General features: G+C 45.8%; 16 protein-coding genes. 6 read left to right on the top strand and 10 right to left on the bottom strand.

What is annotated here, in order from left to right; translation table 11 throughout:
• Positions 1-5: 5 nt before the first annotated feature.
• The 5 genes from ACLVWU_RS17015 to ACLVWU_RS16995 are packed head-to-tail and all read right to left on the bottom strand — an operon-like array spanning position 6 to position 4320.
• Complete coding sequence (locus ACLVWU_RS17015; protein ID WP_413576087.1) at positions 6-776, bottom strand: type III pantothenate kinase; 771 nt, start codon at positions 774-776, stop codon at positions 6-8.
• Positions 773-2050, bottom strand: coding sequence for a bifunctional phosphopantothenoylcysteine decarboxylase/phosphopantothenate--cysteine ligase CoaBC (gene coaBC / locus ACLVWU_RS17010; RefSeq protein WP_413576086.1), 1278 nt, complete (start codon positions 2048-2050; stop codon positions 773-775). Before coaBC ends, ACLVWU_RS17015 begins: the two co-directional genes overlap by 4 nt.
• The gene (panC, locus tag ACLVWU_RS17005; RefSeq protein ID WP_413576085.1) at positions 2037-2792 is read right to left on the bottom strand and encodes a pantoate--beta-alanine ligase; all 756 of its coding nucleotides are present in this window, start codon (positions 2790-2792) and stop codon (positions 2037-2039) included. Before panC ends, coaBC begins: the two co-directional genes overlap by 14 nt.
• Positions 2789-3586 carry a 3-methyl-2-oxobutanoate hydroxymethyltransferase gene (gene panB, locus ACLVWU_RS17000; RefSeq protein ID WP_413576084.1) on the bottom strand — a complete coding sequence of 266 codons (798 nt, stop codon included), beginning with the start codon at positions 3584-3586 and terminating at the stop codon, positions 2789-2791. Before panB ends, panC begins: the two co-directional genes overlap by 4 nt.
• 11 nt (positions 3587-3597) lie before the next feature.
• Positions 3598-4320: a DUF2520 domain-containing protein gene (locus tag ACLVWU_RS16995; protein ID WP_413576083.1), complete on the bottom strand. Its 723-nt coding sequence runs from the start codon at positions 4318-4320 to the stop codon at positions 3598-3600.
• Between the two features lie 122 nt (positions 4321-4442).
• Between ACLVWU_RS16995 and ACLVWU_RS16990 the strand changes: the two genes are divergently transcribed.
• The 3 genes from ACLVWU_RS16990 (at position 4443) to ACLVWU_RS16980 (ending at position 6599) form a co-directional block, all read left to right on the top strand.
• Entirely contained in the window at positions 4443-5165 is a 723-nt protein-coding gene (locus ACLVWU_RS16990) for a hypothetical protein (protein ID WP_413576082.1), read from the top strand.
• A 10-nt stretch (positions 5166-5175) separates the two neighbouring features.
• Complete coding sequence (locus ACLVWU_RS16985; protein ID WP_413576081.1) at positions 5176-5736, top strand: hypothetical protein; 561 nt, start codon at positions 5176-5178, stop codon at positions 5734-5736.
• Between the two features lie 68 nt (positions 5737-5804).
• On the top strand, positions 5805-6599 hold the full coding sequence (locus ACLVWU_RS16980; protein ID WP_413576080.1) for a hypothetical protein: 795 nt from the start codon (positions 5805-5807) through the stop codon (positions 6597-6599).
• 55 nt (positions 6600-6654) lie between these two features.
• Here the strand turns inward: ACLVWU_RS16980 and ACLVWU_RS16975 are convergent, their stop codons facing one another.
• Positions 6655-7062: a hypothetical protein gene (locus tag ACLVWU_RS16975; protein ID WP_413576079.1), complete on the bottom strand. Its 408-nt coding sequence runs from the start codon at positions 7060-7062 to the stop codon at positions 6655-6657.
• Positions 7063-7212: 150 nt separating this feature from the next.
• Here ACLVWU_RS16975 and ACLVWU_RS16970 point away from each other — a divergent pair, with 150 nt between their 5' ends.
• Together ACLVWU_RS16970 and ACLVWU_RS16965 are read left to right on the top strand one after the other, a co-directional pair.
• Positions 7213-8013: a hypothetical protein gene (locus ACLVWU_RS16970; protein WP_413576078.1), complete on the top strand. Its 801-nt coding sequence runs from the start codon at positions 7213-7215 to the stop codon at positions 8011-8013.
• Between the two features lie 177 nt (positions 8014-8190).
• Positions 8191-8484 carry a hypothetical protein gene (locus tag ACLVWU_RS16965; RefSeq protein WP_413576077.1) on the top strand — a complete coding sequence of 98 codons (294 nt, stop codon included), beginning with the start codon at positions 8191-8193 and terminating at the stop codon, positions 8482-8484.
• A 42-nt stretch (positions 8485-8526) separates the two neighbouring features.
• On the opposite strand, the gene ACLVWU_RS16960 is transcribed toward ACLVWU_RS16965, so the two are convergent.
• The 4 genes from ACLVWU_RS16960 to ACLVWU_RS16945 all read right to left on the bottom strand — a co-directional run bounded on the left by ACLVWU_RS16960 (position 8527) and on the right by ACLVWU_RS16945 (position 12594).
• On the bottom strand, positions 8527-8730 hold the full coding sequence (locus ACLVWU_RS16960) for a hypothetical protein (protein ID WP_413576076.1): 204 nt from the start codon (positions 8728-8730) through the stop codon (positions 8527-8529).
• A 1-nt stretch (position 8731) separates the two neighbouring features.
• On the bottom strand, positions 8732-10105 hold the full coding sequence (locus ACLVWU_RS16955) for an HAD-IG family 5'-nucleotidase (RefSeq protein WP_413576075.1): 1374 nt from the start codon (positions 10103-10105) through the stop codon (positions 8732-8734).
• A gap of 3 nt (positions 10106-10108) precedes the next feature.
• A complete protein-coding gene (locus ACLVWU_RS16950) occupies positions 10109-10474 on the bottom strand; it encodes a rhodanese-like domain-containing protein (RefSeq protein ID WP_413576074.1) in 366 nt (121 codons plus the stop codon).
• 131 nt (positions 10475-10605) lie between these two features.
• Entirely contained in the window at positions 10606-12594 is a 1989-nt protein-coding gene (locus ACLVWU_RS16945; RefSeq protein ID WP_413576073.1) for a M13 family metallopeptidase, read from the bottom strand.
• Positions 12595-12695: 101 nt separating this feature from the next.
• Between ACLVWU_RS16945 and ACLVWU_RS16940 the strand changes: the two genes are divergently transcribed.
• Positions 12696-13937 (top strand): DEAD/DEAH box helicase, encoded by a 1242-nt coding sequence (locus tag ACLVWU_RS16940; protein ID WP_413576072.1) that lies wholly within the window; start codon positions 12696-12698, stop codon positions 13935-13937.
• Positions 13938-14068: the final 131 nt, after the last annotated feature.

Raw genomic sequence — 14068 nt, 5'->3', positions numbered from 1 at the left:
AACCTCTAAGCGTTTTGCTGAAGCGAGATCAGCATACCTTTCAAAACCAAGTCAGGGATAATAGCATCAAATACTTTTTCTTTTTCAAACAGGGACGAGAATCCGCCGGTGCCAATCACAAACGGCTTTTCATCCGGGAAGCACTCGCGGGTTACGCGGGAAATGATTTCCTTCATCGTACCCAGATGACCGTAGTACAGACCCGATTGAATACTTTCAATCGTCGTGCGCCCCAGGGCTTCATGCATCGACACGATTTCAACTGAAGGCAGTTTCGCAGTTTTGCTTTCCAGTGCTTCCATGCACAGGCGAAGGCCTGCCACGATAGAACCACCCAGATAGTCTTTTTCTTTGGATACTGCACAGAAAGTCGTCGCGGTTCCAAGGTCAACGATGATCAAATTCTTATTCGGGTACAGATGAGTGCCAGCGATGGAGTTCGCAATGCGATCCGCGCCCACTTCAGAAGGATTGCGGTACTTCACGCGTAAACCGGTTTTAACCCCGGCTTGCAGGATGAATGGATTGATATTGAAGTACTTCATGCAAGCACCGCGAAGCGAATAGACCACCTCTGGCACCACCGAGCAGATGGCAATTTGTTTTACCTGAGACGGGTCAAAACCGTTTTCACGGATTGCCGTGCGCAGAAAAATACCGGTTTCATCCGAAGAAGCTCCGCTTTTGGAGTTCTTGCGGAAGGACAAGACCATCTTGTCCTTATCGAAAAGCCCGGCAAAGATTTGGGTATTACCCACATCAAGGCATAGGATCATAGATTTTCCTTTGGTAACATCACACGGATCAGTTCACTGGTCAGCTGATCCAGATTTTCACAAGCGATAAAGCTGTGGTGGTTATACAGGGTGAACTTGTGAGTGCGTTTAACAATATCAATATCGGTTAAGTCATTGTGAACGATGAAGTCAGCATGCGAGCCCTTAAAGAGCTTTTCAACCGCAGCCTTTTTTTGTTCATCCGTTGCGTGGCTGGTAAGTTTAAAGGCCACTACTTTGATTTCTTTGTTTTTAGAATATTCTTTTAAGCGATCCACGATCTTGTGGTTGCGCTTTAAGTGAACATTCATGCCTTCAGCATCAGAGCTTACTTTTTTAACTTCCAACGGGCGATAGTGTTTGCCATCGACTTCAATGGAATCAACCGAGTAGTCGCTGACCGCTGCCGCATGAATTACATGAGTGAATTCCTGTTCGGACAGATACTTTTTCAACTGTGTATCTAAAGAGGCAAAGCTCGTAAAGTAATCGCGGTGATTCACGTGTTCGGCTTTGGCGGTGCCATGGGCCTGAAGCAAAGTAACCTCAAAGCCCATTTGGCTTAAGTACTCAGCCAAAGAAATGCCCGTTCGGCCAGAGCTTAAGTTCGTGATTGTGCGAACAGTGTCGATCGGTTCTTGGGTACCGCCTGCAGTGACCAAAACTTTGATTTTGGAAAGTTCTGAAGAGCGGGGAGCCACTGCCTGAGCCGAGTTTTCAGCGTCCATCTCTGGTTTATGCAAGTGCGCCAAGGTGATTTTCAAAATCTCGTCAGGATCCAGAAGTTTTCCGTAACCTTCTTCACCGCACGCCAAGATCCCAGAGGCAGAATCCAAAATTTCAATTCCATAGGATTTCAGTGAAGCTAAAGACTTTTGTGTCACCGGATGCAAATACATGGAAGTATTCATCGCCGGTGCCAATAAGAATGGTTTTTTAAAGTCATGGGCCAGGAACAATGTGGAAACCAGATCGTCGCCAATTCCTTGCGCCGCTTTATTGATAAAATTCGCAGTGGCAGGAGCCACCAAAATCAAATCAGCCCAACGCATAAGGTGGATGTGATCCATCACATTGCCTTGCGAATACATGTCGCTGACAACCGGCTTGCCGGTTAAGCCTTCCAAGGTGGAGTTACCGACAAACTTTAAAGCTGCCGGAGTCATGACCACTTGAACTTCACAACCTGCTTGCACCAAACGCGAAACCACGTGGCATGCCTTGTAGCACGCAATGGATCCGGTCATCATAAAAAGCACTTTAGATTTGGACATTGTCAATCAACCTCACTGCGCCCAAGCGAGCAGCCACAAAACGGCGGCCTTCGACATCGGTCACATAATCCACGTCAAATCCTGCGGAGTTTAAAACCCGAGAGGCTTCCTCTGCAGATTTTGCGGTGGTGATAGTTTTATAAATCAACGGCGCTTTCTCGCGATCTTCCTTAGTCAAAAGCAGATTGCGCGAACTCTTTGCCAGGCCATCATTCTCACGAACAGTCGCGACAGGGACGATTTGCACATTCATAAAGAAAGCTTCAGCCATGCCTTTGATCAAAGAAAGCTGCTGGAAATCTTTTTCGCCGAAATAGGCTTTATCCGGAGATACAATATTGAAAAGTTTCATCACCACCGATAGCACACCATCAAAGTGGCCCGGACGGTGAGCCCCATCCAAAAGTTTCGAATAGCTGTTTTCAGAAACCTTATAGCGATACTCGTCTGGATACATATCTGGATATCGAGGGTAAAAAATAGCGTCGACTTTATTGTGTTCAGCAACAGCCAGATCCTGGTCCCAGGTTAAGGGATACTTTTCAAAATCTTTTGGATCATTGAACTGTGTGGGATTCACAAAAATAGAAAGCACCACCACATCGTTTTCACGACGGGCATTCTTCATCAGTTCTTCATGGCCCGAGTGCAAAGCACCCATCGTCGGTACAAAACCAACGCTGCCTTTCTGATTTTTTCTCCAGGCTTTGAATTCAGCCGGAGTGCGCAGAACTTGAATCAAGAGTAGCTCTCTTTCTCCGTCGGGAAGTCCACAGCCTCTACTTCAGAGTGGTAGGTATTGAAAACTTCTTTGATCGCCTCAAAGCCATTGAAATAAGTTTTTACAAATTTAGGTTTAAATCCTGGATTCATGCCGAGCATGTCCTGCAGAACCAAAACCTGTCCGTCTGTATCGGGACCAGCGCCGATGCCAATCGTAGGAATATCCAGGGATGCCGTGATTTCAGAAGCCAGTTTCGAAGGCACGCACTCAAGCACCACGCAGAATGCGCCGGCATCCTGCAAGCGCAATGCTTGCTCTTTGATTTTAGCCTGGGCTTTTTCATCCCGCCCTTGAACCTTGAATCCGCCCAGTTGATTTACGGATTGCGGAGTCAATCCCAAATGACCCATGATCGGCACGCCAGAATTCACCAGGTGAGTGACGACTTTATAAGTGAATTCGTCGCCGCCTTCGAGTTTTAAAGCGTGAGCGCCCGCGCGCATGATTTTTTCTGCAGCAGTCATCGTGGCTGTCAGGCCTTTGCGATTCGCCATGAACGGGAAGTCAGCAATAACGAATTTCTTTGCTCCCGCACCGCGAACAACAGCTGCGGTATGCAAAGCCATCATATTCACAGTCGCAGAAAGTGTCGTGGGAAAGCCGTGCATAGTATTTGCCAGCGAGTCACCCACCAGAATGCAATCAATGTTGCTGTCAGCGACGATGGTAGCGAAAGTGTAGTCATAGCAAGTGATCATCGAGATCTTTTGCTTTTTATTTTTCCTTTCCTGGAAGTCGAGGATGGATTTCATGGATTAGTCCCTCACTTTCGCGGGTATTCCGGCCAGTAGGTTTCAAGAAATGCTTCGTAAATTTTCAAAGCAGGATCATTTTCAAGAGCTTTAAGATTTGCCTTCACGGTTTCAACATCTTTGCGAACCAATGGACCTGTCAGTGCAGTTTCAGGATTGGCAAAGGTGTTTTCCACAACCTTTTGCACGTACAGGTGAGCCGCCTCTGCGGGGATTTTCATTGTTGCAAAACCAGAAAGCATCTTGGCAATCAACAAAGTCACAAAATTTCCACCCATCACACAATACGAATGATAAAGCGCTTTTTGCGCCGAGGGCAGCCAGGAGTAAGAGTTTGTGAGTCCCGGCAAAGCTTCATCCAGACTGGTTGCGCCGGTCAGAGTGAAGTGAATCTGGCGATAAAACTCCAGCGTGTACAGCTCCTCTCCAAAGGTCATCAATGGATGAGCAGCGATCATGCCCTCAAAAGTATGGGCTCCTGAAAAATGCACGACGACTTTATCGTCGTGACCCAGTAAGTGCTGGCGATAAAACCCCTGCAGTGCACTGTCGCTGATTGCCAACAAAATATGAGTCGCTGCCGCGATTTTAACGCGCAATGCATGAGGATCTTGAGAGCGGTCCCAAGTCTGAAAACTGATATTTGACAGATGAAAATAGTGAGCAATATGGCGGGCAACGCGGCCAGAGCCAATTAAAAGGAAAGAGATCGAAGAATTCTTTAACGTCGCCATAATTTTGTAGGTACCTGTCTTATTAGGATCGGGTCCTCTGTAATGTTCGCAACTTAGCACAATTCTAACAGAATACAACGAGCCTTGCCATGATGGGTCAGGGGTGGTACGCCGATAGTCCTATGAAGCACTTGTATTGGATTGGCGCGGTCGCCCTTATTGCCCTTGGTATCTTCGCCACCATGAAATTTAATGTGGGTCCTGAAACAGTGACTAAAATCGGATTTACTCACGTTTCTCAACCCGAGGAAATGGGTGATCTGGTTCTTGCAAATCTGCAGGCCGAGATCAAAGGTGCTCCTGTACTTATTCTGGGTGTGACTCCAAATAAAATTGAAGAGATGGAGCTTCTAAAGGGCTTCATCGAAAAAACTCAAGGGACGGATTCCAAGTACGACGTGATTATCGTGGAGCCGATGCTTCCTTATGTCGAATTATTCCGTGAAGCCGTTTATATTCCGGTGAAAGACGAAATGCCACGCTTGGTGGAGGGAATTAAAAAAGCCCGCGCCGAAGGTTTGCGTGTGGCAGTCATTGTTCCTAATATCTATGCGTCGCAACTTTTGGAAGCAAATCCTGTGTGGAAGCTTAAGAACGAATACCAATTGGATGTGACCAGTTTAAGTATCAGCACGTTTCCTGTGACCCGTGAACAGGAACAGCATTTTGAACCGAAATGTTTTGACGGGGGAGCCGTGGATCCGGCAGGAACCAGTGCATTTGGTTGCATGATCCGCCACACTGCTCGCAGAACCTATCGTAAAAAATTGGAACCGAACAAGTACTCCACGATGTTGGAGCAAACAGGTCCGAAAGATTATTTGATTTTATTTAACCGAAACTAGGGGAGTTTTCGTGAAGAAATTAATCGTATTGTTGATGGCCTTGGCGCCCGCAGTATCCATCGCAAATATTTTTGAAGGCACTTACGAAAATAAAAGCCGTACAGCTCAGGCTGATTTGATCGAGTTCGATGGTTCTGTGACCATGAACACGACAAGCTTTTACGCAAATGGTGCAGCGGTAAATTGGTTCTTTGATTTCAAAATGCCAAAAAATCATGAAGTCAAAGTGGGTGAAACAGTTAAAGGCCGCGTGCGCAGTGTAGACGGTCTTTACGGCTGTGTGTTTGACGAAAAAGCTGAAATGAAAATGGAAGCTAACGGCGTGGTTAAAATCCGCTTCCCTCTTTTGACTTACCATTTCGAAACTCGCGAGGTTCGCGAAAGAATCGGTACTGGCTATCGTCGTTATGTCGATTGGACTGGCTGGGGTTGGGTAGTACATGGTTATCACTTCCCGATTGAGCGCTACAAAATCATCTCTCAAGAGTGCGTAATCACTCAAAAGAACATGACTGTAAACGTTCTTTATCCCCTGTTTGAAGGCGGCAACGAGCCAGCACCAGTGCCATAAATCCTGACTAATTAGGGCGGCATAGAGTTTGTAAGCTCCTGGGTGGATTAAAAACTTGGGAGCTTAAAATGAAGAAGATGGTTCTGCCCGTTATTGGTGCCCTGTTTTGCTTACAATTTGTGGCTGGGTGTATAGACTCTAGTCAAAAGGCGTCTCCGATTCGTATCGAGAACGGGCGCAACCGTAAAACCACCGAAAAAGCTCTAAAAGAGTCTTCCATTCAAGCCAAAGACTTTGATTTCCGCGATGACGATGCCTACCGCATCTATGTGGATCCTATTGTTGCCAACATCACTCAGCAGGAAAAGAACGGCCTGGGGCTGACCAGTCTGATTAAGACTCGCGCCTGGAAAACCATGTCGCTGTATAAGAAGCCCGTGCCGAATGAATTCTATTTCACCCTGCGCTCTGAAGAGATGGATATCGCATGGATCGCACCATCCAAATTATGGATCGATAAAACCACTTACGGTTCTTACCTGACCGAGGATCGCGCAAAAATTCTGCTGACAATGCTGGTTACAACTATGCGCCTGGAAACCAAAGGTCTGTTGAAAGGCTTTGAGTCTGATACTGAAGATGCGACAGAAGCCGTTGAAGGTTTGGGAGGTTCTGAAATTATGGCCGTGGCAAATCCCAGAAGACCACTTCCCAAGAACACCTGCAAAAATCCTGAATTGGCAAATCTGCCGGAGTGTGTGGCGATTGGCGCTGACAATTCAGAAAAGAGACGTAAGAAAATGCTGACAGAGGAAGATGTGAAAAATATCAAACTCGGGGTGGAATACTTGTTCCAGTCGGGACGTAACTCAAAATTAACGGACATCAAAACGAAACTTAAAGAGCTAACAATCATCGATTAAATAAAAAAAACCGGGTCTTTGAACCCGGTTTTTTATTTCTGCTTATGCTATTTTCTTATTTTTCAGAGATTGAAACTGTCTTGTTCGAAACAATCCATTTACCTTTGAAGTAAAGATTCAAATTACCTTTGGAATTCCCATCAAAAGTATTCGGTACTTCCAATTGGAACATGATGTATTTCGGAAGTGATTCAACTTTACTGCAAAACAGGCCGCCATTGTCCATAATGATAACGCCATTTGCACTGTCACCAGGTACCACTTTCATTTTTCCTGTGCAGTCACCCCATTTTTCAGAAGTCACAGTCATCGTTTGATCATTTCCAAAAGACATTTGCAGGGAGCTGCGGCCGATATCGATCTCAAATGAACGACCAGGAAGAGTTGCAGCCACTTCATCATAGTCAGCGGCATATGCGGATAAGGAAAGTAACGTGATTAGAGGCAACACAAAGTACTTCATAAAAACCTTTCGTTATTAGTAAGCGTCTTCGCGGTGATTCTATCCGATTCCTGAGGCTTTGTGAGAATAAAGGCACTATTTTGAATTAAAGTGTTTCCGTGCCCTTAAAAACAGGTCCCAGTTAACCAAGTGTTTGCTAAAGTTAACGGAATGAACATTCTTTTGACTGAATACAACCGCCGCAAAAAGAAAAACCCTGCATATTCGCTTCGCGCATTTGCCAAGGCCTTGGGGATTTCCCCGGGGCATCTTTCTCAGTTAATGACTGAAAAGCGTGAATTAACCTATCGAAGTGCTTTGCAGATTTTCCCCAAGCTGGAATTGCCCGCAGCAGAGGAAAAGCGGATTTTGGCGCGCTTAAAGAAAGAAGAGTCCAAAGGAAGTTTTCGCAGCCGTGTTCTGAAGTCCCTAAGTCAGGATTTTTATACTGATCTGGAAGTAACAAGGATACCGGCGCAAACATATCTCCAGGTCGGTCACTGGCACCACGATGCCATTTTTAATCTTTCCGAAGTAGGAACGGATCTAAAGACGCAAATCAAAGATATCGCACACTCCCTAAAGCTGCCTGTAACCCGGGTTCGCCAGTGTTTTAGCGATTTACAGATCGCTCAGGTTATCACAGTTGAAGAGGGTGTGATGGTCAGCAAGGTGAACTCCTATCAGATGGACGGACACAAGAGTGAAGCGTTGATGAACCAGCTTGTTTCGGCCTATAAGGAGTCCCAAAGGGAGATATTTGAAAAGGGTATGTCGTGCATGCGCCCGGAGGCTCCATATCACCTGCTGACATCCCACTGCTTTAAAATTCCCAAGAAGGAATTCAGATCCTTTGCTCAAGCGATTCTTAGCTTCAGCGTGCAGTTGGAAGCACTTTACAAGAATGTTGATAGCAAAGAGGATGCGGAACTATATTTCTTTTCCACGCAAACTGTCCCGGTCACGGAGTGATGGGAAGCTGTCTAAAGAGTAGACGACCACATAATTCTGACAATTGAACTTCAAGCGCAGACCTGTTTTTAGGGTTCCCGAAACACTTCTATCCCTAAATTTCCATTTTTTTCCCAAGGAAAATGGGAGTTCGGTTACTATTGCGACGAATCGAGAATAACTAATTCAGGAGATTTTATGAAAAAAGCAATGATCGTTATCGCGACCCTATTGTGTGCAAATGCAGCTTCTGCATTTACAATCGAAGACTATGTTACTGATTACGAAAACGAACGCCGTGTGTTCTGTAACGAAGATTCGGTAGAAGCTTCTAAGCCTGACAGCAAGGGTAACTATGAAGCCAATGTTATTTATAGTTGCTCCGGCAAAGAACAAGTTTTTGAACTTCATTTCTATGTAAAACGTAATGACGCTAAAAACCTGGAAAAGGTTCTGCATTTCGAACTCGTTGATCACAACTCTGGCTTCTAAATAAAATAAAAAAACCGGGTCCTAGAACCCGGTTTTTTATTTTTATTGATGTGAAGTATTTGGTTCAGAAGGCGGCGGAGGTGGCGGCAAGTTCCCAGGGAATGCCGGAGGAACCGGAGCCCCACAGGCAGCAGCGGCGTCTGCCGCGGACTTCGTTTCGCAGCGCACAGAGCGTTTGCCAAAGTTAAAAGCCACAACGGCTACGATCACCAATCCTAAAATCCACAGTGCATTCGTTTTATTCATGTTAGTAAATCTCATGGGCTAAAGGTCTGCGTGGTGCGCGGAAGTAAGTTCTTGGAGATAGCTCCAAAAGATCCGCCAATTTTTCCATATAAACACAAGCATAGCGGTCCAACTGGTAAGCGAAATAGCTTTCCTCGTTGCCGGCTCTCATCAATTGACCCCAGTTGCCGTTGTACAGCGCCTGTTGTTTTTTGATGTGGGAGCTGATCTGCGCATCGATCTCTGAAATGGATTTTTGCAGAGTTTCGATTTGCGATTCATTCAGCTCGCCCACCTTTTCAATTTTGCGAGTCATGATTTCTGTCAGCTCGTCCTCAAGTGGTTCTTTTTTCTTCATCAGAGTTTCAATCTCTGTGTTGATAGGTTCCGCTTTTTTGTTGTTATCAACTTCAGTGTCCAGCTCCTCGATCACCATTGCGGTTCTCCAGTTACAGTCCTTTTTCAAACGAAGGATGTCGCCGTAGATATGGTCACCGATATAAAGAATATCATCACCGTTCAAATCAAGATCGGCAGTGAACTTCTTGGCATTACCACCCTGGTAAATACCCGGAGTCAGTTTACCTTCCATGTTCGTCATGGAACCATCTGCTGGGTTCACGCGAAGGTACTTTTGGTTTTCATAGAAGTACTTAGGCTTGGAAGCGAAAGTAATCACGAACTCAAACAAATCAGCCCACGACTTATATTCCTTAAGGAATGGTTGAACTGCGTAATCCAGCAACAATTTCGTGTAGTGGTAGTCAGAGTTCGTCAAAACGAAAATCTTTTTACCGTGGCGACGGAATTTTTCAAGTCCCGCAACCAATCCCGGATCTTTAATAATATAATGATCCAGATTCTTTTTAACTTCATCTTTCAAGGAACCGTCACGATGTGCTTCATCCAAAGCATCCAAAACGTCGTCAGCAATCTGAACATATTCTGGATACTTGTGGGCTGTGTCCGTGTCTTTCAACTCAACGATCTGACCGATCAGGTTCGCCAAAGAAATGGAGAACGAAGTATCCACGGCCAAATAGTCCGTGTTGGAAAGATCGATGTAAGTCGACTTATAAAGTTTTTGATGAGTTTTGAAATCAAGTGGTTTCAAACCATGGTAGCTCGCACGGATGGCCGTGTAGCGGTTTAGTTTCAAAAGATTTCCCATCTTACGGTCGATCACAAGTCCGCGGATCGCGAAGTTATAATCAAACGTCAGTTTGCGCAAAGTTTCCGGGTAACCACGTTTGACCAATTTGTCGATCATTGTGGTGTGAGAAAGTCTTTCGAAGTTTTCGGAGTTATAGCGAACCAGAGTATGGTCCATATCGACACCGATGTAGCGAATCTTTTTAAGATTCAAAGTTCTGTTAACAAATACTTTTCCTGGCATATCTTATCTTTCAACAGGCAGTTGTAATTCATTCCAATGAATCATTCCGCCTAGCATATTAAAAACGTGTGTGAATCCATTCATCTTTGCAAAAGCAGTGGCGCGAGCCGAACGGGCTCCGCTGCGACAGATGAAAACTATAGTTTGGTCTTTTGGAAGGTTTTCCAAATGGTCCGGCAAAGTATCTAGCACCAATAACTCTGCGCCCGGAACATGGCCAAGCTCGCCCGTGTATTCGTCAGGTTGACGAACATCGATCATCTTGATGGTCGACATGTTTTGATGAAGTTCAGTGGGAGCAATGTCGTGAACATCGTCAAAGTTGGGGTTGCTGGTTTTTGAGGTGAAATCGTGTATTTTCACTGTCATTGTAAAAGCCCTCCTGGAGCCAAGAGTACTATAGTACCAGTCGGAGGGGAGACCTTCAAGAGATGCCCCCTGACATATGAGGAAAATTGGGGTTTTCCTCGACAAGGGGCGTAGGATTCGGGCCTATGAGGCTACCAGATTTTAACTCGTTCGGACTCAGGTAGGGTCATTTTATCGCCTGGTTTGCATTGGAAGGCCTCTGCAAAGGCTGGCTGTTGTTTTACCTGTTCGTTAATGCGCGCAATTCCTGAAGAGTGCGGGTCGGTCTTTAACAGAAGTTTAGCGTAGTCAGGGCGAATCACTGTGCACCAAACACGGCCGTATCCGACAAAAAACTTCTGTTTGTCCTCGATGCTGCCTTTGCCATCCGGGAATGCGGCATTGTAGGCAAAAGTAAGTCCCACAAGGTCAGCAACGTTTTCACCCAAAGTTAATTTGCCATCATGGCCAATCTTGTTGAATTGTTCTACCAAGCGCGATCCCCGTTGAGTGAAATCAGCCAGGTCTTTTTCGCCCATCCACGGTTTCAAAGCACCTTTGTCATCGTATTTTGAACCTTGGTCATCAATACCGTGACCCAGTTCGTGGCCGATAACTGCACCAACTGCGCCAAGATTTTCAATTTGAGTTCCGTCTTTATCATAAAACGGATACTGCAGGATACCGATTGGCAGTACGAACTTGTTGTCTGGAGGACTGTAGTAAGCGTTCACAGTCAAAGGACCCATTTCCCATGAGTCACGGTTCGCGGGCTCCTTCATTTCGTGCAGCATTTTTGAATACTGCGCTTCTCCCAACAGGCGCTCATTCACCATCATATCTGTTTTTGTATATTTACGAACAGGCAGGAAGTCCCACTCTTTGTCGCCATGGGGTTTAACCAGCTGCAAGCGCGCTGTTTTGATTTTTTTGATCGCAGCTTTGCGTGCACTGCTGGAAAGCCATTTGTTATCTTCAAGTCCTTCCAGGATGCTTGCGCGGATTTTATCAGCCAGGGCTTGAACTTTGGCTTCGTCAAAGTTCGGGAAAACCTGATCAATCAAAGCCGCATCAAGTTCCTTATCGAAGTTGCTCATCACTTCTTCAGTGCAACGTTCCTGACGGTCCGCGCGCTTTTCCGGGCCACCGAAGTGTTTTCTGTTAAATGCAAAACGCTGTTCGTAGAATTTTGGATAAGCATCATCCATGATCGGATAGATGTTCTGTTTTAACGCCAGATCTTTCCAAACTGATAAAGGACGTTTTGGAAGTTCCGCGTTCATAAAATCAGTTCCCTCAAAGAACGGATTAAAGACCAAAGCGGTTTTAGGAGCCTTCTTGAAAAGCATTTCCAGCTTCAGGTTCGGATACTTTTTGATGGTTTCGTCCTGAGTGCTGCTATGTCGTTCGCTGAAGCGCTGGCGGCGCACAGCGGGAGTTGGATAAATTTTTGCGTAGTCTTTTTCAAGTTCTACGATAGCTTTGGCGCGGGCCTCAGCTTTACCGTCCTTGCCTTTAGGATCGATGTTTTTAAAGAATGCCGTCAGAAGTTTTTGGTAGTCAGCGACCACTTCAGGCTGATCATAATATTTTTGATCAGGAAGACCCATTAGGTTTCCGAACATCACGATATTAAACTTGCTGGAATCATCGGGATCGTTATTGGACCACATGCGACCCAGGCTTGCGGTCATCCCTTTGGTTTGTTCCTGATTCAGGTAAGTAACCAACGCATCCACAGAGTCGATATCCTGCATTTCTTTAAGCTCGCGCTTGGCCATGCTCTTTTCAGAGTTGCTGCGGGCTTTTTTATCCATGCACGACATATAAAAATCACGCAGCTGTTCAGTGCGCTCGTTCAGATTCTTGGCGGTCGGAAGTTCCGCCATGTACTTCTTTTTTATATTCAGGATTCTTTCCGCAGAATCGTTGAAAGCAAATGTGTGCGAGCTGCGATCCGAGCGAAGTTGGAAGGAAGCCTTTACGTTGTCGCAAACATAAGCCTCGAAATTTTCGCAGGCGTTCACGGATTTATTAAGGGGAAATTCGCGCTTTTCCGGAATTTCAGAAGAAGGTTTTGCGGCGAATGAAATCTGAGTCGTTAGACTCGCTGCCACCAAGATCAAAACTGTGCGATTCATAAGAGTCCTTTCCAATAAATGCTCAAATATTTCATGACCCTTTGCTTTGAAAGGCAACACAATCTTGCTATTGGCCATACCAAGGGGCATGATTCCCCTTTATGACAAAAATCCCTGTGGAACTTTCAGCTGAACAAGCAGACGCTCTGGAGCTTTTACGCTCTGGAGAGAATGTTTTTTTGACTGGTGGGGCCGGCAGCGGAAAAAGTTTTCTGATTCGTCAGTTCATGCGTGAACTGGATCCCAAGACCATGCCGATACTTGCCAGCACAGGAGCAGCCGCCGTTTTGTTAGGCGGAAGAACCTTTCACAGCTTCTTTGGTCTAGGTATCATGGAAGGCGGCGCCGATTCCACTTATCAGCGAGCTTCCAAAGATACCAAGTTGATGGCACGACTGCGCAAAGTTGAAGGGGTCATCATTGACGAGATTTCAATGATCCCAGGACAGGCGTTGATGATCGCTGAAGCCTTGTCGCAAAAAGCCCGCGAGTCTTCGCTGCCTTGGGGTGGGATGCGCATCATCGCAGTTGGTGATTTTGCACAGCTCCCGCCGGTCACCCACAGAGGTCCGCGCGACTGGTGTTTTTTAAATCCCGTCTGGCAGCAAACGGGATTTCAATCAGTGATGCTTTCACATAATCAGCGCGTGTCTGATAATTTATTCCTGGATGTTTTAAGTGATGTTCGTCATGGTTTGGTCACTGAACGTGTTCGTGATTTTTTAAATGAACACCTTCGCGATCATGATCACGATGATCCTGGTACACGTCTTTTCCCGCGCAAGGCCGACGCTGAAGAGTTCAATCAAAAAAAACTGACCGAGCTTCACGAAGAGGAAGTCACTATTGATTCCATTTACTTTGGCTCTGAAAAACATGTCGAGATCCTGACGAAATCGGCTCCCGTTCCGGTGAAGCTGGTTTTGAAATTGGGATGTCGGGTGATGTTCTTGCAGAATGATCCACAAAAGCGCTGGGTGAATGGCACGCGCGGTGTGGTCACAGATATTACAAGTGACGAAATCACAGTAAAGAAAGACGGCGGCCGCGAAGTCACTGTCGAAAAAGTTTCTTTCGCTTTACAGGATGCTGAAGGTAATGTGATGGCGCAAGTGATTCAGTTTCCGTTGACCTTGGCATACGCCACGACAATTCATAAAAGTCAGGGCGCAACGCTGGATGATTTGTGGTGTAACTTAAGTCGCTTGTGGGAGCCGGGGCATGCCTATGTGGCACTGTCGCGGTTAAAAACCTCTAAAGGACTGCATTTGATTGGCTGGAATCCAAGATCGATTATCGTGGATCCGAAAGTACTCGAGTTTTATAAGAAGCTAGAAAATTAGAATATCCACATCAAGTCCCGGAGCAAACCGATCCCAAATAAGATCGCCAGGGCATTGAAAGCCATCAGGAAATAGTACCAACTGGGATCTTTTTTCTTGGAATTACCGGACATATATTTCATCCCCTAAAT

The organism is Bdellovibrio sp. HCB290 (assembly GCF_047305925.1).
In the GTDB taxonomy this organism is placed as follows: Bacteria; Bdellovibrionota; Bdellovibrionia; order Bdellovibrionales; family Bdellovibrionaceae; genus Bdellovibrio.
The sequence above is the reverse complement of the archived record's forward strand: the minus strand, read 5'-3'. Positions and strand labels throughout refer to the sequence as shown.

What these genes read in the sequence shown, in the direction of transcription:
- ACLVWU_RS17015 (WP_413576087.1), bottom strand. Translation starts at nt 776, where the DNA reads ATGATCCTATGCCTTGATGTGGGTAATACCCAAATCTTTGCCGGGCTT.
- coaBC (WP_413576086.1), bottom strand. Translation starts at nt 2,050, where the DNA reads ATGTCCAAATCTAAAGTGCTTTTTATGATGACCGGATCCATTGCGTGC.
- panB (WP_413576084.1), bottom strand. Translation starts at nt 3,586, where the DNA reads ATGAAATCCATCCTCGACTTCCAGGAAAGGAAAAATAAAAAGCAAAAG.
- ACLVWU_RS16995 (WP_413576083.1), bottom strand. Translation starts at nt 4,320, where the DNA reads ATGGCGACGTTAAAGAATTCTTCGATCTCTTTCCTTTTAATTGGCTCT.
- ACLVWU_RS16990 (WP_413576082.1), top strand. Translation starts at nt 4,443, where the DNA reads ATGAAGCACTTGTATTGGATTGGCGCGGTCGCCCTTATTGCCCTTGGT.
- ACLVWU_RS16980 (WP_413576080.1), top strand. Translation starts at nt 5,805, where the DNA reads ATGAAGAAGATGGTTCTGCCCGTTATTGGTGCCCTGTTTTGCTTACAA.
- ACLVWU_RS16975 (WP_413576079.1), bottom strand. Translation starts at nt 7,062, where the DNA reads ATGAAGTACTTTGTGTTGCCTCTAATCACGTTACTTTCCTTATCCGCA.
- ACLVWU_RS16970 (WP_413576078.1), top strand. Translation starts at nt 7,213, where the DNA reads ATGAACATTCTTTTGACTGAATACAACCGCCGCAAAAAGAAAAACCCT.
- ACLVWU_RS16965 (WP_413576077.1), top strand. Translation starts at nt 8,191, where the DNA reads ATGAAAAAAGCAATGATCGTTATCGCGACCCTATTGTGTGCAAATGCA.
- ACLVWU_RS16960 (WP_413576076.1), bottom strand. Translation starts at nt 8,730, where the DNA reads ATGAATAAAACGAATGCACTGTGGATTTTAGGATTGGTGATCGTAGCC.
- ACLVWU_RS16955 (WP_413576075.1), bottom strand. Translation starts at nt 10,105, where the DNA reads ATGCCAGGAAAAGTATTTGTTAACAGAACTTTGAATCTTAAAAAGATT.
- ACLVWU_RS16950 (WP_413576074.1), bottom strand. Translation starts at nt 10,474, where the DNA reads ATGACAGTGAAAATACACGATTTCACCTCAAAAACCAGCAACCCCAAC.
- ACLVWU_RS16945 (WP_413576073.1), bottom strand. Translation starts at nt 12,594, where the DNA reads ATGAATCGCACAGTTTTGATCTTGGTGGCAGCGAGTCTAACGACTCAG.
- ACLVWU_RS16940 (WP_413576072.1), top strand. Translation starts at nt 12,696, where the DNA reads ATGACAAAAATCCCTGTGGAACTTTCAGCTGAACAAGCAGACGCTCTG.